Below are 14,796 nucleotides of genomic sequence, written 5' to 3'. Positions count from 1 at the left end.
TTCCCGCCATAGCTTTAAAAAGGTAGAAGCAGACGTTTTATCAGGTGTGGTGCCGGAAGCCAACAGCCGCCGCCAGAAAAGAGGGAAAACAGGCCGACTGGGGCGTAGACCAAAAGTTCAGGATTAACAAGAATTGCGAATAAGTGTAATAAAAATTTCATCTGCGCAGGGTAAAACGTTCGTGCCCGAAACGATGCTACCGGGCCATTTAAAATTTTACTCATTTGGGATAACAAAATGAAGAAAAGCGCACTGGCAATCCTGACCGCCGCTCTGGCCATGACCACAGCCGCTCAGGCCGCAGAAATTTATAATAAAGACGGCAATAAACTCGATTTCTACGGCAAGTTAAAAGCCATGCACTACCTCAGCGACGCCGACAGCAATGACGGCGACAAATCTTACGTGCGTATCGGTTTTAAAGGCCAGACGCAGATCAACGACCTGATGACCGGCTACGGCCAGTGGGAATACCACGTGCCGCTGAACAATGCGGAAAGCGACGGCACCACCGGCACCAAAACGCGTTTAGGTTTCGCGGGTCTGAAATTTGGCGACTATGGCTCCATCGATTATGGCCGCAACTACGGTCTGATTTACGATGTTGAAGCCTACACCGATATGATGCCGGAGTTCGGCGCGACGGCGTACACCAAAGCCGATAACTTTATGCTCACCCGTACCAACGGCGTGGCCACCTACCGCAACACCAACTTCTTCGGCCTGGTCGATGGCCTGAAGTTCGCACTGCAGTATCAGGGTAAAAACGAAAGCAGTACCCGTTCCAACTCGACTTCTAACGGCGACGGCATGGCGGCATCGGTAGCCTATACGCTGATGCAGGGCCTGACCATCAACGGCGCTGTCTCTTCTTCCGACCGCACCAACGGCCAGCAGGCCAGCGTTTATGGGCGCGGTGAGAAAGCGGATGCCTGGGCGACCGGCCTGAAATATGACAACGGCGGCGTTTATCTGGCTGCAACCTATGCCGAAACGCGCAATATGTCGCCAATCAGCGGCACGGCGCGCATCAATAACGCCAACATCGCGGTAAGCGGTTACGCTAATTATCTGCAGAATATCGAGCTGGTGGCGCAGTATCAGTTTGATAACGGTTTCCGCCCTTCTCTGGCTTATGTGCAGACCAAGGCGAAAGATATTGAGAACGGCGTGGGCGATGCGGATATTTATAAATTCGCGGACGTCGGCGCGACTTACTACTTCAACAAGAATATGTCCGCGTTCGTTGATTATAAAATCAACCTGCTGGATGACGATAACAAACTTGCGCAGAACACCGATGATATCGTCGCGGTCGGCGTGACTTACCAGTTCTAAGATGTGAGCCGCACGGACGCGGTCGTTGTGCCCCTCGTTATGTGTCTGTAAGTAAGCAAAAGGCTGGCAATCGCCAGCCTTTTTTATTCTCCGCCTCAGGCGGTCAGCTTCACCGGTTCGTCGGCAAAATCGGCCGCCGGCTTCAGGCCCAGCTCCAGCTCTTCCAGCAGCGCTTTCAGACGCACGTGGAAATTACGCAGCGTCTCTTCCAGCCGTTCGTTGTTTTCCTTTCCTTTAATCGCCGAAGGCTTCCAGTTGCCCTCTTTGTCGAACAGGCCGAAATGATACTCGTAGGTAAAGTGATCGTCCTGCGCTTCCAGCTCCATCCACCAGCCCCAAAATTCACGCAGCTCTGGTGCAGGTTTCACATTGACGCAAACGGCCAGACAGTCGAAGAAGAAACGATCGTCGACGCATTTGGCCTCGCGGATATAAGGGCCTAACGCGCCAAAACGCTTCATTAAGCGGCTTTTGGGATGCCCACTCGGTAACGCCATTGTTAAAACTCCTTTGTTGAGCCCGTTAGTTTTAGCTGAATGTGACTATTTAGCAACTCAGCGTGTTAATCGTTTAGCTAACCAGTCAACAATATCACGTAATGCTTTATCAAAGTTGCTCAATGCAGGCGAAAGTGCGATCGGCATAAGTTTGCCCTCGGTGGACGAGCTGACGATCAATTTTGATTCCTCCGTCGGGCTAAAAGGATCGTTCGGCCAGTAAGCGGAGAGCATCGGCGTCGGACAGCGGCGCCCCAGCAATCCCTGCATTTTCAGCGAATAGCGGTTCAGCTCTACCCGCAGCGCGCTATCGGCCGCGGAAGCCATACCCAACCGACTTGCCAGCACGTCCATATACATTTCGGGAATGCTGTCCTGCAGCGCGGTATCGCTCAGCAGGTTGTGGACCACAGGCCCAAGAGAGGCGACGGCGCGTAAACGCGGCCCTTCCAGCCAGCCCAGCCGCACGGCGACGTTGCCGCCGAAACGGTAGCCGAAAGCGGCCACGCGCGTATGATCGATCCAGGGAACATTTTCCAGCTGTTTCAGCACCTGCTGATGCAAAAAACTGGAATCCTGCGTCAGTTTCCATTTAGCGGAAAATCCCACCGAGGGCATATCAATAGTCAGCATGGCGATGCCGCGCGGCGCAAGGTAGTCATGAAAGAGGCGATAGTGATCGGTCTGCAGGGAATCCAGGCTGCTGCAAAGCAGCACGCAAGGATATGGCGCGCGGACTTTTTCCGGCATATGCAGGAAGCCGAAAATCGAACTGCCGCCGGGAATGGGGAACTCCAGCTCTTTTAACTCGCCCGGCAGGCGAGAAGTGGCTTCTTCATAGGCGCGGTTCGCCAGCTGCTGCGCCTGCTCCGCCAGCTCGTCGCCTTTCAGATGCGGGTAGCCTGCGATACCGTAAAGGTTGGCGGCGTGCAGCCAGCAGCGGCCCACTTCGGCGTCGGTGCTGGCTGCGGCGGCTTTATCCTGCCAGCGCGCGGCCTGCTGCGACCATTCGTAAATCCAGTTGCCGCCGCGATAGCCAATCACCGTATCCAGCAGGTTTTCATCGGTGCGTTCAGCGCGGCTGCTGGCTATTCTTGCCAGAACTTCCCCGATTTCCAGCGGCGGAAGTCCTCGCCACGTCCAGAGCAGGCGATTAATCATCCTGTACCAGCCGGCATGGCTTTCCCCTTCCAGCGCGGAGTGCATCGGCAGCGGTTTATGATGATGTAGACGGCGAACCAGTGAGGAGGTTTCAGGATGCTTAAAACGGGGCTTAAAGAGTTCTTCGCTAAGATTTTTAGGCGGCATGGCTACGATCCTTCGACACACGGAGAATCGTCATAGTTTATAGCAGCCCGGCGGCCGGCGCGAACCGCAAAAAGCAAAACGCCCGGCGAATCCGGGCGTTTTGCTTGAGTTAAATCAACCTTTTACGATTGGCGGGATATAAACCACGCCCATATCCCACGGTTGTTCAATCCAGGTATTCTGTGGAATATCCACAACATAGTCATCCACCAGCGGGCGTCCGGCCGGTTTGGCGAAAATAGTCACGAAACGCGCTTTCGGATACATATCGCGGATAGCCTGCGCGGTGCCGCCGGTATCGACCAGATCGTCAATCACGATAAAGCCTTCGCCGTCGCCTTCCGCACGCTTCAGCACGTGCATTTCGCGCTGATTGTCGTGGTCGTAGCTGGAGATACATACGGTATCGACGTAGCGGATGCACAGCTCGCGAGCCAGCAGCGAAGCGGGAACCAGGCCGCCGCGGCTGACCGCGATAATGCCTTTCCACTGTTCGACAGGAAGCAGGCGCTGAGCCAGTTTACGGGCATGAATCTGCAGCATGTCCCAGGTGACGACGTATTTTTCACTCATAAAAGGAGTCCCGGCCGGTAATAACGGCTTAAAAATGTACAATGGGATGGGTTGCGCGGAATTATAGAGATCTGAGCCGCTAAAAACCAGCGCCGGATAGCCCAGATGGCGCTTTTTTGCCGGTGCGAACTAAGCATCCCTCTGGAAACAATGATATTCTTTAGGTTTGCTGCGTCAAAACCTGACAAACCCTAAAATGCTCACTATCCCGCGCGCCGCTGGCCGGGGATGTCGACACAGGAGATTTAACGTGTCCGAACTTTCTCAACTGTCACCACAGCCGCTGTGGGATATTTTTGCCAAAATCTGCTCGATTCCGCATCCCTCTTATCATGAGGAAGAGCTGGCTAATTACGTGCTGAGCTGGGCGGGCGAGCAGGGTTTTGTCACCTTTCGCGATGAAGTGGGCAATATTCTGATTCGTAAACCGGCAACACCGGGTCTGGAACATCTGAAGCCGGTCGCGCTACAGGCGCACCTGGATATGGTGCCGCAGAAAAACAACGACACCGTGCACGATTTTACTAAAGATCCGATTCAGCCGTGGGTGGATGGCGAATGGGTCAAGGCACGCGGCACCACGCTGGGCGCGGACAACGGCATCGGTATGGCTTCCGCGCTGGCGGTGCTGGCGGATAAAACCGTGGAGCACGGCCCGCTGGAAGTGCTGCTGACCATGACGGAAGAGACCGGTATGGTCGGCGCTTTCGGTCTGCAGCCAAGCTGGCTTGAGGCGGATATTCTGATCAATACCGATTCGGAAGAGGAAGGCGAAATCTATATGGGCTGCGCGGGCGGCATCGATTTCACCACCACGCTGCCGCTGAGCCGCGAAGCGGTGCCTGCCGGCTACGAGCATATCCAGCTGATCCTGAAAGGCCTGAAAGGCGGCCACTCCGGCGCGGATATTCATCTGGGCCTGGGCAACGCCAACAAGCTGCTGGCTCGTTTCCTGTTCGCGCACGCCAAAGCGCTGGATCTGCGCCTGGTGGATTTCAATGGCGGCACGCTGCGCAACGCTATCCCGCGCGAAGCGATGGCGACGCTGGCCGTACCAAAAGACAAACTTGACCAGCTCAAGGGCCAGGCGCTGCACTATCTGGAAACGCTCAAGTCCGAGCTGAGCCTGAAAGAGAAGAACATCAATATCGTGGTGGAGAATATCGCCGCTCACGGACAGGCGCTGACCGCAGAGAGCCGCGATGCCTTTATCGCGCTGCTGAACAGCACGCCAAACGGCGTAATCCGCAACTCCGACGTGATGAAAGGCGTGGTGGAAACCTCGCTGAACGTCGGCGTGGTTTCTTTCAAGGATGATGAAGCGCGCATCAACTGCCTGGTACGCTCGCTGATCGACAGCGGCAAAGATTATCTGGTGGAAACGCTGACCGCGCTGGGCGATCTGGCCGGCGCGAAAACCGTGGCGAAAGGCAGCTATCCTGGCTGGCAGCCGGACCCTTCTTCTTCGGTGATGGCGCTGGTAGAGGAAACCTATAAAAAGCTGTTTAACAAAGCGCCGAATATTCAGGTGATCCATGCCGGTCTGGAATGCGGTCTGTTTAAGAAGCCCTATCCGGAAATGGATATGGTTTCCATCGGCCCGACCATCACCGGCCCGCACTCGCCGGATGAGCAGGTGCATATCGGCAGCGTCGGCCTTTACTGGCAGCTGCTGACCGCGCTGCTGAAGGCGATTCCGGCTAAGTAAGCGCAGGCCGCTTTATCGCGCCGTTTTATCCTGAACGGCGCGTTTTCTACAGCCCCAACAGCAGCTGCCTCTCCAGCTGAGGATTCAGCAGCGTGACGTGCAGCCCGACCAGGCGCACGCCGCGCCCTGCTCGTCGTTCTTCCCAGGTTTTCCTGGCCACGCTGATAAAATCCTCTTTATTTAAAACCGGCCAGACGTGCTCCTGGGTAGTCTGCTGAAAATCGTTAAATTTCAGCTTTACGCCCTGCCTGGCGATATGCAAATCGGGTTTGACGACTTTTAGTCGCCGCTCCAGCTCCGCATAGAGATAGTCGATAATTTCCAGACACTCTTCCCATTCATGGATATCCGCCGACAGCGTGCGCTCCACGCCCAGCGATTTGCGCAGGCGATCCGTTACTACTTCGCGCTCGTCAATGCCGTTACAGCGCTCCCACAGCACGCGGCCAAACTTACCGAAGCGCTTAAGCAACGCGGCCAGATCCGTTTTCTGCACGTCGGCGCAGGTATGCAGGCCCAGCTCCTCCAGCTTTTTCGCGGTGACCTTGCCGACGCCGGGAATTTTCGCCAGCGGCAGCGTCAGCAGAAACTGCGGCAGCTCCTGCGGCGTAATCACAAACTGGCCGTTGGGCTTGTTCAAATCGGAAGCGATCTTGGCGACAAATTTAATCGGCGCCACGCCCGCCGAAGCGGTGAGATCCAGCTCGCGCTCTATGGTCTGGCGAATTTCTTTCGCCATCAGCGTGGCGGAACCATGACAGTGCGGGCTGTCGGAAACGTCCAGATAGGCTTCATCCAGCGACAGCGGTTCAATCAGCGCGGTATAGCGCGAAAAAATTTCCCGAATATGCGCGCTGGCTTCTTTATAGGCGTCGAAACGGCCGGGGATCACTTTCAGATGCGGGCAGAGCTTCAGCGCCGTCGCGGTCGCCATCGCGCTGTGTACGCCGAACTTCCTGGCGGGATAGTTGGCGGTGCTGATTACGCCACGCTTCGTATGGCTGCCGCCGATGGCAATAGGAATATCACGCAGAGCGGGATTGTCGCGCATCTCTACCGCTGCGTAAAAACAGTCCATATCTACATGTATAATCTTGCGCATTCGCCCCTCCGCCAACACTGGATAAGTATACAGCCAGCGAGCGCGTTTTCAACAGGTTAACACTCTGTGAAAGCGCAGCGGCAGCGGCCTGGATCAACTTTTCTCGGTTTTTTCTGCACGGCTCTCTTGATAAAAAAATAGACAATGCTAATGTGACGCAGCTTTTACGGATATTTCCGAAACAGCGAGTCAACCACGTCTTCGGACGGCGTATCAACCCTACTATCAAGGGAACCAGAATGGGCAAAATCGCACTGCTGTTTGCGATGTTTTTTCTGCCAGCCGTTGTTTTCGCCAGCGCGCCGGTCGCACCGATCGCCCCCCTGGCGCCGGTAAGCAAAGAGTTAAAAAAGCAGTTACTCGGCACCCCCGTCTATATTCAGATCTTCAAAGAAGAGCGCACGCTGGAGCTGTACGGCAAAATCGGCACCGAGTATCGGCTGCTCGACAGCTACCGTATCTGTAATTTTTCCGGCGGATTAGGCCCGAAACGTCGTCAGGGCGATTTTAAAAGTCCGGAAGGGTTTTACAGCGTGGGCCTTTCCCAGCTGAAGCCGGACAGCCGCTTTTACCGCGCCATCAACACCGGGTTTCCAAACGAATACGATCGCCAGCAGGGTTATGAAGGGAAATACCTGATGATCCACGGCAGCTGCGTCTCTATCGGCTGCTACGCGATGACCGACGCCAATATTGACGATATTTACCACTATGTGGAAGCGGCGCTGCGCAACGGCCAGCCGCGTGTGGAAGTGAGCATCTATCCGTTCCGCATGACGGACAGCAATCTGCAGCGCCATCGCTATTCGGTTTACTACAGCTTCTGGCAGCAGCTTCAGCCCGGCTATGCCGAGTTTGTGAAGAACCGCCAGCCGCCTTCAATGGGCGTCAGCGGCGGCAAATACGTGCTGAACAGTGCGCTACTGAACAGCACGTCGACCAGCCAGTCAGCGCTGGCGCTCTCCGAGGCAAAATAACGCCCAGTCGCCTGGCGCAATCTTGTGCCAGGTTTCATTGCCCGTTAAGGGCTGAGTGGCGATCACCGTCACCACGTCATCCGGCGTGGTCTGCTTCTGAAAATCTATCTCTACGTCCTGATCCAGCAGCGTCGCCTTGCCGAACGGCGCGCGCCGCGTAATCCAGAACAGATTGGTCGAGCAGAACGCCATCAGATAGCGACCATCCGACAGCAGCATGTTAAACACGCCTTTTTCCCGCAGCTCCGCCGCCAGCTCCGCAATATAGCGAAACACCGCAGGCCAGTTTCCCGGCGTGCGCGGATAGCGCGTGGTCAGCTTGTGCAGCAGCCAGCAGAAAGCCTGCTCGCTGTCCGTTTCGCCGACGGGCCGGAAGTTGCCGGTTTCCAGCCCGCGATAGCCTTTCAGCTGACCATTGTGCGCGTAGGTCCAGTTACGTCCCCACAGCTCGCGGGTAAAGGGATGCGTGTTCTCCAGCGAGACTTCGCCGCGGTTCGCCTGGCGGATATGCGCCACCACCGAGCAGGATTTAATAGGATAATCCTGCACCAGGCGCGCGATTGGCGAATTAAAGCTGGGCTGCGGATCTTTAAAGGTGCGACACCCTTTTCCTTCGTAAAAGGTGATGCCCCAGCCATCCTTATGCGGCCCGGTTTTACCGCCGCGCTGCACAAGCCCGGTAAAGCTGAAACAGATGTCCGTAGGGACATTCGCGCTCATCCCGAGCAATTCGCACATAGCCGCTCCTCGTGTAAGACTACTTAGCCATCTCTTTTTCGATCAGCAGGATCAGGATGTGGATCACTTTAATATGGATCTCCTGAATGCGATCCGCATAACCGAAGTGCGGCACGCGGATCTCCACATCGGCGCCGCCCGCCATCTTGCCGCCATCTTTACCGGTCAGGGTGATCACCTTCATGCCCTGCGCGCGCGCCGCTTCTACCGCTTTCATCACGTTAGCGGAGTTGCCGGAAGTTGAAATGCCCAGCAGCACGTCGCCCGCGCGGCCAACGGCTTCCACATAGCGGGAAAAGATATGGTCGTAACCAAAATCGTTGCCTACGCAGGAGATATGGCTGACGTCGGAAATCGCGATCGCCGGATAGCCAGGACGGTTGTCGCGATAGCGACCGGTCAGCTCTTCGGCAAAGTGCATAGCGTCGCAGTGCGATCCGCCGTTGCCGCAGGAAAGCACCTTGCCGCCGGCTTTAAATGAGTCCGCCAGCAAGACGGCAGCACGCTGAATGGCGTGAATATTTGCTTCATCGCTGAGGAAGTTATTGAGCGTGTCCTGTGCTTCACTCAGCTCGGCGCGAATGATGTCCTGATACATAGGGAGAGTCCTTTTTGGTGAGATCTGCGGCAGTTTAGCAAGTTGCCGCGCGGGCGAAAAGCGCCCTGCTCGCCCGGCCCGCGCTTTGCGGCGCGCCGGACGCGCTTTGTGAGCCAGGTTGTAATTATCATGTAAATAGATTGATAAAGAAAATTATCTCCGTTACATCTGTAGCTAACAGGTCAGACCTCTTACAACATGCGGAGCGATGGTTATGATGGTTTTCAGTTGCGTTGCGACAATCGTGCTGATTGGCGCGCTGTTTTATCACCGCGTCAATCTGCGGCTGGCAAGCCTGCTGGCGCTACTCTGGACGGCGGCCTGGGCGATGGCGCACGTCTGGACGCCGTGGCTGCTTATTCCGTTAATCATTATTTTGCTGCCTTTCAATCTGCTGTCGCTGCGCCAGGCGATTTTTTCTAAACCGATGCTGAATACTTTCCAGAAAGTCATGCCGCCGATGTCGCGCACCGAGAAAGAGGCGATTGAGGCGGGCACCACCTGGTGGGAAGGCGACCTGTTTCGCGGCAGACCCGACTGGAAAAAGCTGCACGATTATCCGCAGCCGCGCCTGACGCCGGAAGAGCAGGCATTTCTGGAAGGCCCGGTCGAGGAAGCCTGTCGGCTGGCGAACGATTTTCAGATCACCCATGAGATGGCCGACCTGCCGCCGGAGCTGTGGGCTTACCTGAAAGAGCAGCGCTTTTTCGCCATGATCATCAAGAAAGAGTATGGCGGCCTGGAGTTTTCCGCCTACGCTCAGGCGCGCGTGCTGCAGAAGCTGGCGGGCGTTTCCGGTATCCTGGCGATCACCGTCGGCGTGCCCAACTCGCTTGGCCCGGGCGAACTGTTGCAGCATTACGGTACGGATGCGCAGAAAGATTACTATCTGCCGCGTCTGGCTCGCGGCCAGGAAATCCCCTGTTTCGCGCTCACCAGCCCGGAAGCGGGTTCCGATGCCGGCGCTATCCCGGATACCGGCGTGGTTTGCCAGGGCGAATGGCAGGGCCAGCAAGTGCTCGGTATGCGGCTGACCTGGAATAAACGCTATATTACGCTGGCGCCGGTCGCGACCGTGCTTGGCCTGGCCTTTAAGCTTTCCGATCCCAATCATTTACTGGGCGATAAAGAAGAGCTGGGCATTACCTGTGCGCTGATCCCGACGCAGACGCCAGGCGTAGAGATCGGCAAACGCCATTTCCCGCTTAACGTGCCTTTCCAGAATGGCCCGACGCGCGGTCAGGATATCTTTGTGCCCATCGATTATATTATCGGCGGCCCGGCGATGGCCGGTCAGGGCTGGCGGATGCTGGTGGAATGTCTTTCGGTCGGCCGCGGCATCACGCTGCCTTCTAACTCTACCGGCAGTTTGAAAAGCATCGCGCTGGCGATTGGCGCCTACGCGCATATTCGTCGCCAGTTCCGTCTGCCGATCGGCAAGATGGAAGGCATTGAAGAGCCGCTGGCGCGCATCGCCGGTAACGCCTACGTAATGGACGCCGCCGCTTCGCTGATTACCAGCGGCATCATGCTGGGCGAGAAACCGGCGGTGCTCTCGGCTATCGTGAAATACCACTGCACCCATCGCGGCCAGCGCGCCATTATGGACGCGATGGATATCGCCGGCGGCAAAGGCATCATGCTGGGCAACAGCAACTTCCTGGCTCGCGCCTATCAGGGCGCGCCTATCGCTATTACCGTGGAAGGTGCGAACATTCTGACCCGCAGCATGATTATCTTTGGTCAGGGTGCGATTCGCTGCCATCCTTATATTCTGGCGGAGATGGCCGCGGCGCAAAACCGCGATCTACACGCGTTTGATAAAGCGCTGTTCAGCCATGTCGGTCACGTCGCCAGCAATACCCTGCGTAGCCTGTGGCTTGGGCTGACCGCTGGCCACACCAGCAGTACGCCAACCCGCGACGCGACGCGTCGTTACTATCAGCATATGAACCGTTTAAGCGCCAACCTCGCTTTGCTTTCCGATATTTCGATGTCGGTGCTGGGCGGCAGCCTGAAGCGGCGCGAGCGCATTTCGGCACGGCTTGGCGACGTGCTCAGCCAGCTTTATCTCGCTTCCGCCACGCTGAAGCGTTATGAAGATGAAGGCCGTAACGAGGCCGATTTGCCGCTGCTGCACTGGGGCGTGCAGGACGCGCTGAACCAGGCGGAAACGGCTATGGAAGAGCTGCTGCGTAACTTCCCGAATCGCGCCGTTGCGGGCGTAATGCAGGGGATAATTTTCCCACTGGGACGTCACTGTCGCGCGCCTTCTGACCGGCTTGATCACCAGCTGGCGCGTATCCTGCAAATCCCTTCAGCGACGCGCACACGCTTAGGCCGAGGCCAGTATCTGGCGCCGGTCGAGAACAATCCGGCGGGCCAGCTGGAAGAAGCGCTGCAGGATGTAATGGCGGCGGAAGTGATTCACGACAGGCTTAACAAGCAGTCGAAAAAACCGCTCTCCTTTACCCGCCTGGATAAGCTGGCGCAAAAAGGATTGCAGGAAAAATGGCTGAGCGAAGAAGAAGCCGCAGTGCTGACACGAGCCGAAGCCAGCCGCCTGCGCTCAATTAACGTCGATGAATTCGAGGCGGATGAACTGGCGACAATGCCGGTAAAAGCGCAAAAGAGCGAACAACAGAACGAGGCGTTCACCGAGGATAACAGGCAGCAGGAAGCTACGCGTAAAACGGAAGCGGCCTGAGCGAATTGATAGCAGATAAAAGCCTGTCATCCGGCGTTATGATGACAGGCTTTTTTGTGATTACCCTACAGAGTTTCCACCAGGCGAAACTCCTCGGTAATCAGCTCCATCTCTTCAGCCCAACAGCCGGCGCGTTCGAAAAATTCCCGATGAGCCTGACGCCAGTAGCGCAGGCTTCTGTCGCCTTCGCCCTCTTTATACGCCTGCTCGGCCGTCACATCGTTAAAACGCACCAGGCTCATGGCGATGATGCGGATGACGCAAACGGGCGCATTCTGCCCATCAAGGATAATATGATAGCTGCCCGGCGTAATGCTCCGATCTTGCGAATACGACGTATAAGAAGAGCAGCTTGCCGTTTTAACGCCTTTAGCCACCAGCGCGGCCAGCTCATCGGCCATTTCCGGCGAATCGCCGAAAGACCAAGCCTGACTGTCGGGATATTTTTTTTGAAGCGCAGCTATGATTTTCATACTCTTCTCGGTGCTTTTCAAAATGAGCAAACCTTAAATTAAGGAGTAAACATGGGTGCCAGGAAAATAGAGCTGGCCGAGTATAATCCTGACTGGCCGGTTCTCTTCGCCAGCGAGGCCAAAGCTATTAAGGCCGTGCTGGGCGCTAACGCTATCAACATTTATCATATTGGTAGCACTGCCGTACCGGGAATGATAGCAAAGCCTGTTATTGATATTTTGCTGCAAGTTGCCGACCTGGCGGCTTTAACACAGGCTAATCCCCTGACAACCTTGCATTATCAGGCCAGAGGCGAATACGGCATCGTCGGCCGCCGTTATTTTATCAAAGGCGACAGCGTCAGAACGCATCATCTGCATGCCTTTGCTACCGACGATGCCAATATTGTGCGGCACCTGGCTTTCCGGGATTTTTTAAGGGCTAACCCTGCGGCGGCAGCCGAATACAGTGAGATAAAACGTCATGCGGCCCGCGCCTGCAACAATAATGGCTCACTCTACGCCAGGTTAAAATCCCCTTTCCTGGCTAATTTTTAACGCATATTATTTTGAGAAACCGGAAACGGCTTCCTTTATCAGATTATGCAGTACCCGTCTCGCCGAATCGGGCGAGACGCCTGCCGCCTGTAGCAACGAGATTCCTATTGTTCCGGGCGAAGGCAACAATCCGGATGAGGGCTGCAGAGTGGTGGGCATACCTATTTTCGTCCGCACGGTAACGCCAAGCCCGGCCTGAACGGCTGCCCAAATGCCGCTCAGGCTATGGCTGGTAAACACAATCCGCCACGGGATACCCGCACGATCGAGCGCGGCGGTTGCTTTTGAGCGCATCAGGCATGGCGTATCGAACATGACCAGAGGTAAAGGCTCGTTAGACTTAATTAGCGATAAAAGGTCAACATTGCGGTGATAGATCCAGTCGAGTTCACATTGCCCTATGCGATCGTATTGACCAGTTTCAGGCTGCCAGACCAGTGCCAAATCCAGCGTCCCGGCACCTAGTGCATCCATCAATGTTTGATTTCGGTCGACTCTCGCCGTAATTTTTAATCCCGGATGCTGGCGACTAAACTGACCCAAAATACCAGGCATGACAGATTCGCCAAAATCCTCCTGCATACCAAAACAAATTTCTCCCTGTAATAGCTCGCCTTTTACGGCCTGCTGCGCTTCGTCATTTAGCGCCAGCATACGGCGAGCATAGCTGAGTATTATTTCTCCGCTGGCGGTCAGTTCAAGATGACGCCCTTTTTTTACCACAAGCGCCGTATCACATTGCGCTTCCAGCTTTTTTAGCTGGGCACTGACCGCGGATGTCGAGCGGCAAAGCCGCTGAGCCGCCGCCGCAAAGCTTCCTTTTTCTATTCCGATGACGAGACTTCGGAGCGCATCTAAATCCAGGCACAAAGGAACTTTTTCCATAATCATCCTTAAAAACGGGATTATTACTTCGGATTAATTTGATTTTCAGGATTGTAACACCGAGCCACTATAATGCCATCTTGAAGAAGGAGAAAAAGATGCCTCAGTCACTGGATAGAGAAACACTTGCTCAGGTTGCCCCTAAGCTGGCAGAGCTAACCGAAAAAGTTTTATTCGCCGATATCTGGATGCGCCCTGCGCTTTCCACACGCGACAGAAGTTTAATTACGCTGGCGGCTTTAGCCGCGCTGGGACGCGACCAGCAACTCGGCTGGCATATTGCCTTCGCCCGCCAAAACGGTCTGACGAGTGAAGAAATAACAGAGATTTTCACCCACCTGGCTTTTTACGCAGGATGGCCAGCTGCCGTAACGGCCTTATCCTGTCTGGATAAGGAGTGACACTAATGCCTTTTACCCGTATTACACTGCATCAGCACTGTATGGAAAGTCATCTTTGTCAGCTGTCGGCCATTCTGCAGCAGACTTTGGTCGAAGAGTTTGCCGTGCCTGAACATGATTGCTTTCAGATTTTTGAAATATTATCCGATAGTCAGTTTATTTTTAATCGTCATTATTTAAGTAGGATGCGTAGTAAAAAATTCATCCTGTTTCACCTTGTGGCAGGAAAGCCGCGCAGCCGTGAGCAAAAAAAGAACTTTTATCGGGTGTTAAGTGAAAGGCTTTTTACTCAGTGCGGGATTCATTCTGATGATCTCATGGTCATTATGCAGTTTAACAACTCGGATGATTGGAGTTTCAGCGGCGGTAAAATGTATTGCCCGGAGGAATTATGCTAGCTATGCAATATAAGTTCACTCTCCCCGCCAGCTACGATATGGCAATAATTAAAAGGCGTATTGAACAAGCAGGCCCTAAGCTGGATAATTTTTGCGGTTTACTGTTTAAAACTTTCCTTTATTCCTGCACTGAGGATGGCAGCCCGGAAAACCGTTATGCGCCTTTTTACCTCTGGCAGGATGCAGAATCAATGCATCATTTTCTACAGTCCGCCGGTTTTGCTGCACTTACTGCAGAATTTGGCTGGCCCAAAATCCATTGCTGGACAGTTTTCCACGCGCCTGACGCAAATGCCATTAGCCAGGCCGCTTACGCCGTTATCAGGGAAGGCAAAGTTTGTCCCTTTGACGATCTAAATACTGTTGCGACTCAAGATATGCTGTGCGCCTGGGATATTAGCCGATGGCAACGGATAACCGCTAATTTTTTTAAAGAGTGGCCGGTCACTAATCCGCATGAAACGATTTATCGTATTGGCTATGTGGCGCACGGCGGTATTTAACTGACAATCCGTTGCGCGATTATCTTTCAGAGTAGCCGGTTTCGGAAGACCGA

16 protein-coding genes are annotated in these 14,796 nt (G+C 55.0%); 8 read left to right on the top strand and 8 right to left on the bottom strand.

Annotation, left to right across the window (positions count from 1 at the left end):
* Positions 1-237: 237 nt before the first annotated feature.
* Entirely contained in the window at positions 238-1,338 is a 1,101-nt protein-coding gene (locus MKZ79_RS14670) for a porin (RefSeq protein WP_336143186.1), read from the top strand.
* Between the two features lie 95 nt (positions 1,339-1,433).
* Here MKZ79_RS14670 and crl read toward each other — a convergent pair whose 3' ends face one another.
* The 3 genes from crl to gpt form a co-directional block, all read right to left on the bottom strand.
* Complete coding sequence (gene crl, locus MKZ79_RS14665) at positions 1,434-1,835, bottom strand: sigma factor-binding protein Crl (RefSeq protein ID WP_336143185.1); 402 nt, start codon at positions 1,833-1,835, stop codon at positions 1,434-1,436.
* 57 nt (positions 1,836-1,892) lie between these two features.
* Complete coding sequence (frsA, locus tag MKZ79_RS14660) at positions 1,893-3,143, bottom strand: esterase FrsA (RefSeq protein WP_336143184.1); 1,251 nt, start codon at positions 3,141-3,143, stop codon at positions 1,893-1,895.
* Positions 3,144-3,257: 114 nt separating this feature from the next.
* A complete protein-coding gene (gpt, locus tag MKZ79_RS14655; RefSeq protein WP_125289117.1) occupies positions 3,258-3,716 on the bottom strand; it encodes a xanthine phosphoribosyltransferase in 459 nt (152 codons plus the stop codon).
* A 250-nt stretch (positions 3,717-3,966) separates the two neighbouring features.
* On the opposite strand from gpt, the gene pepD reads away from it, so the two are divergent.
* Positions 3,967-5,424: a beta-Ala-His dipeptidase gene (pepD, locus tag MKZ79_RS14650; RefSeq protein WP_336143182.1), complete on the top strand. Its 1,458-nt coding sequence runs from the start codon at positions 3,967-3,969 to the stop codon at positions 5,422-5,424.
* Between the two features lie 46 nt (positions 5,425-5,470).
* Here pepD and dinB read toward each other — a convergent pair whose 3' ends face one another.
* Entirely contained in the window at positions 5,471-6,526 is a 1,056-nt protein-coding gene (gene dinB, locus MKZ79_RS14645) for a DNA polymerase IV (protein WP_336143181.1), read from the bottom strand.
* Between the two features lie 239 nt (positions 6,527-6,765).
* Between dinB and dpaA the strand changes: the two genes are divergently transcribed.
* Complete coding sequence (dpaA, locus tag MKZ79_RS14640) at positions 6,766-7,503, top strand: peptidoglycan meso-diaminopimelic acid protein amidase (protein ID WP_336143179.1); 738 nt, start codon at positions 6,766-6,768, stop codon at positions 7,501-7,503.
* On the opposite strand, the gene MKZ79_RS14635 is transcribed toward dpaA, so the two are convergent.
* The gene (locus MKZ79_RS14635; RefSeq protein ID WP_336143177.1) at positions 7,474-8,241 is read right to left on the bottom strand and encodes a class II glutamine amidotransferase; all 768 of its coding nucleotides are present in this window, start codon (positions 8,239-8,241) and stop codon (positions 7,474-7,476) included. The two genes, dpaA and MKZ79_RS14635, sit on opposite strands and share 30 nt — an antisense overlap.
* 19 nt (positions 8,242-8,260) lie before the next feature.
* Positions 8,261-8,839, bottom strand: coding sequence for a D-sedoheptulose 7-phosphate isomerase (gene lpcA, locus MKZ79_RS14630; RefSeq protein ID WP_336143175.1), 579 nt, complete (start codon positions 8,837-8,839; stop codon positions 8,261-8,263).
* 214 nt (positions 8,840-9,053) lie between these two features.
* On the opposite strand from lpcA, the gene fadE reads away from it, so the two are divergent.
* A complete protein-coding gene (gene fadE, locus MKZ79_RS14625) occupies positions 9,054-11,546 on the top strand; it encodes an acyl-CoA dehydrogenase FadE (RefSeq protein WP_336143173.1) in 2,493 nt (830 codons plus the stop codon).
* Between the two features lie 65 nt (positions 11,547-11,611).
* Here the strand turns inward: fadE and MKZ79_RS14620 are convergent, their stop codons facing one another.
* Positions 11,612-12,019, bottom strand: a complete 408-nt coding sequence (locus MKZ79_RS14620; protein ID WP_336143171.1) for an ASCH domain-containing protein — start codon at positions 12,017-12,019, stop codon at positions 11,612-11,614.
* Positions 12,020-12,070: 51 nt separating this feature from the next.
* Between MKZ79_RS14620 and MKZ79_RS14615 the strand changes: the two genes are divergently transcribed.
* Positions 12,071-12,556, top strand: a complete 486-nt coding sequence (locus tag MKZ79_RS14615; protein WP_336143169.1) for a GrpB family protein — start codon at positions 12,071-12,073, stop codon at positions 12,554-12,556.
* A gap of 6 nt (positions 12,557-12,562) precedes the next feature.
* On the opposite strand, the gene MKZ79_RS14610 is transcribed toward MKZ79_RS14615, so the two are convergent.
* A complete protein-coding gene (locus MKZ79_RS14610) occupies positions 12,563-13,441 on the bottom strand; it encodes a LysR substrate-binding domain-containing protein (protein ID WP_336143167.1) in 879 nt (292 codons plus the stop codon).
* A 98-nt stretch (positions 13,442-13,539) separates the two neighbouring features.
* Here MKZ79_RS14610 and MKZ79_RS14605 point away from each other — a divergent pair, with 98 nt between their 5' ends.
* From MKZ79_RS14605 to MKZ79_RS14595, 3 genes are read left to right on the top strand one after another with little or no spacing between them, the layout of a single operon-like run.
* Positions 13,540-13,842 carry a carboxymuconolactone decarboxylase family protein gene (locus MKZ79_RS14605; RefSeq protein WP_336143165.1) on the top strand — a complete coding sequence of 101 codons (303 nt, stop codon included), beginning with the start codon at positions 13,540-13,542 and terminating at the stop codon, positions 13,840-13,842.
* Positions 13,843-13,847: 5 nt separating this feature from the next.
* On the top strand, positions 13,848-14,240 hold the full coding sequence (locus tag MKZ79_RS14600) for a tautomerase family protein (protein WP_336143164.1): 393 nt from the start codon (positions 13,848-13,850) through the stop codon (positions 14,238-14,240).
* Positions 14,234-14,743, top strand: a complete 510-nt coding sequence (locus tag MKZ79_RS14595) for a DUF4865 family protein (RefSeq protein ID WP_336143162.1) — start codon at positions 14,234-14,236, stop codon at positions 14,741-14,743. The genes MKZ79_RS14600 and MKZ79_RS14595 overlap by 7 nt, the downstream gene beginning before the upstream one ends.
* Positions 14,744-14,796: the final 53 nt, after the last annotated feature.

The organism is Erwinia sp. CGal63 (assembly GCF_037026505.1).
Lineage (GTDB): Bacteria > Pseudomonadota > Gammaproteobacteria > Enterobacterales > Enterobacteriaceae > Erwinia.
The sequence above is the reverse complement of the archived record's forward strand: the minus strand, read 5'-3'. Positions and strand labels throughout refer to the sequence as shown.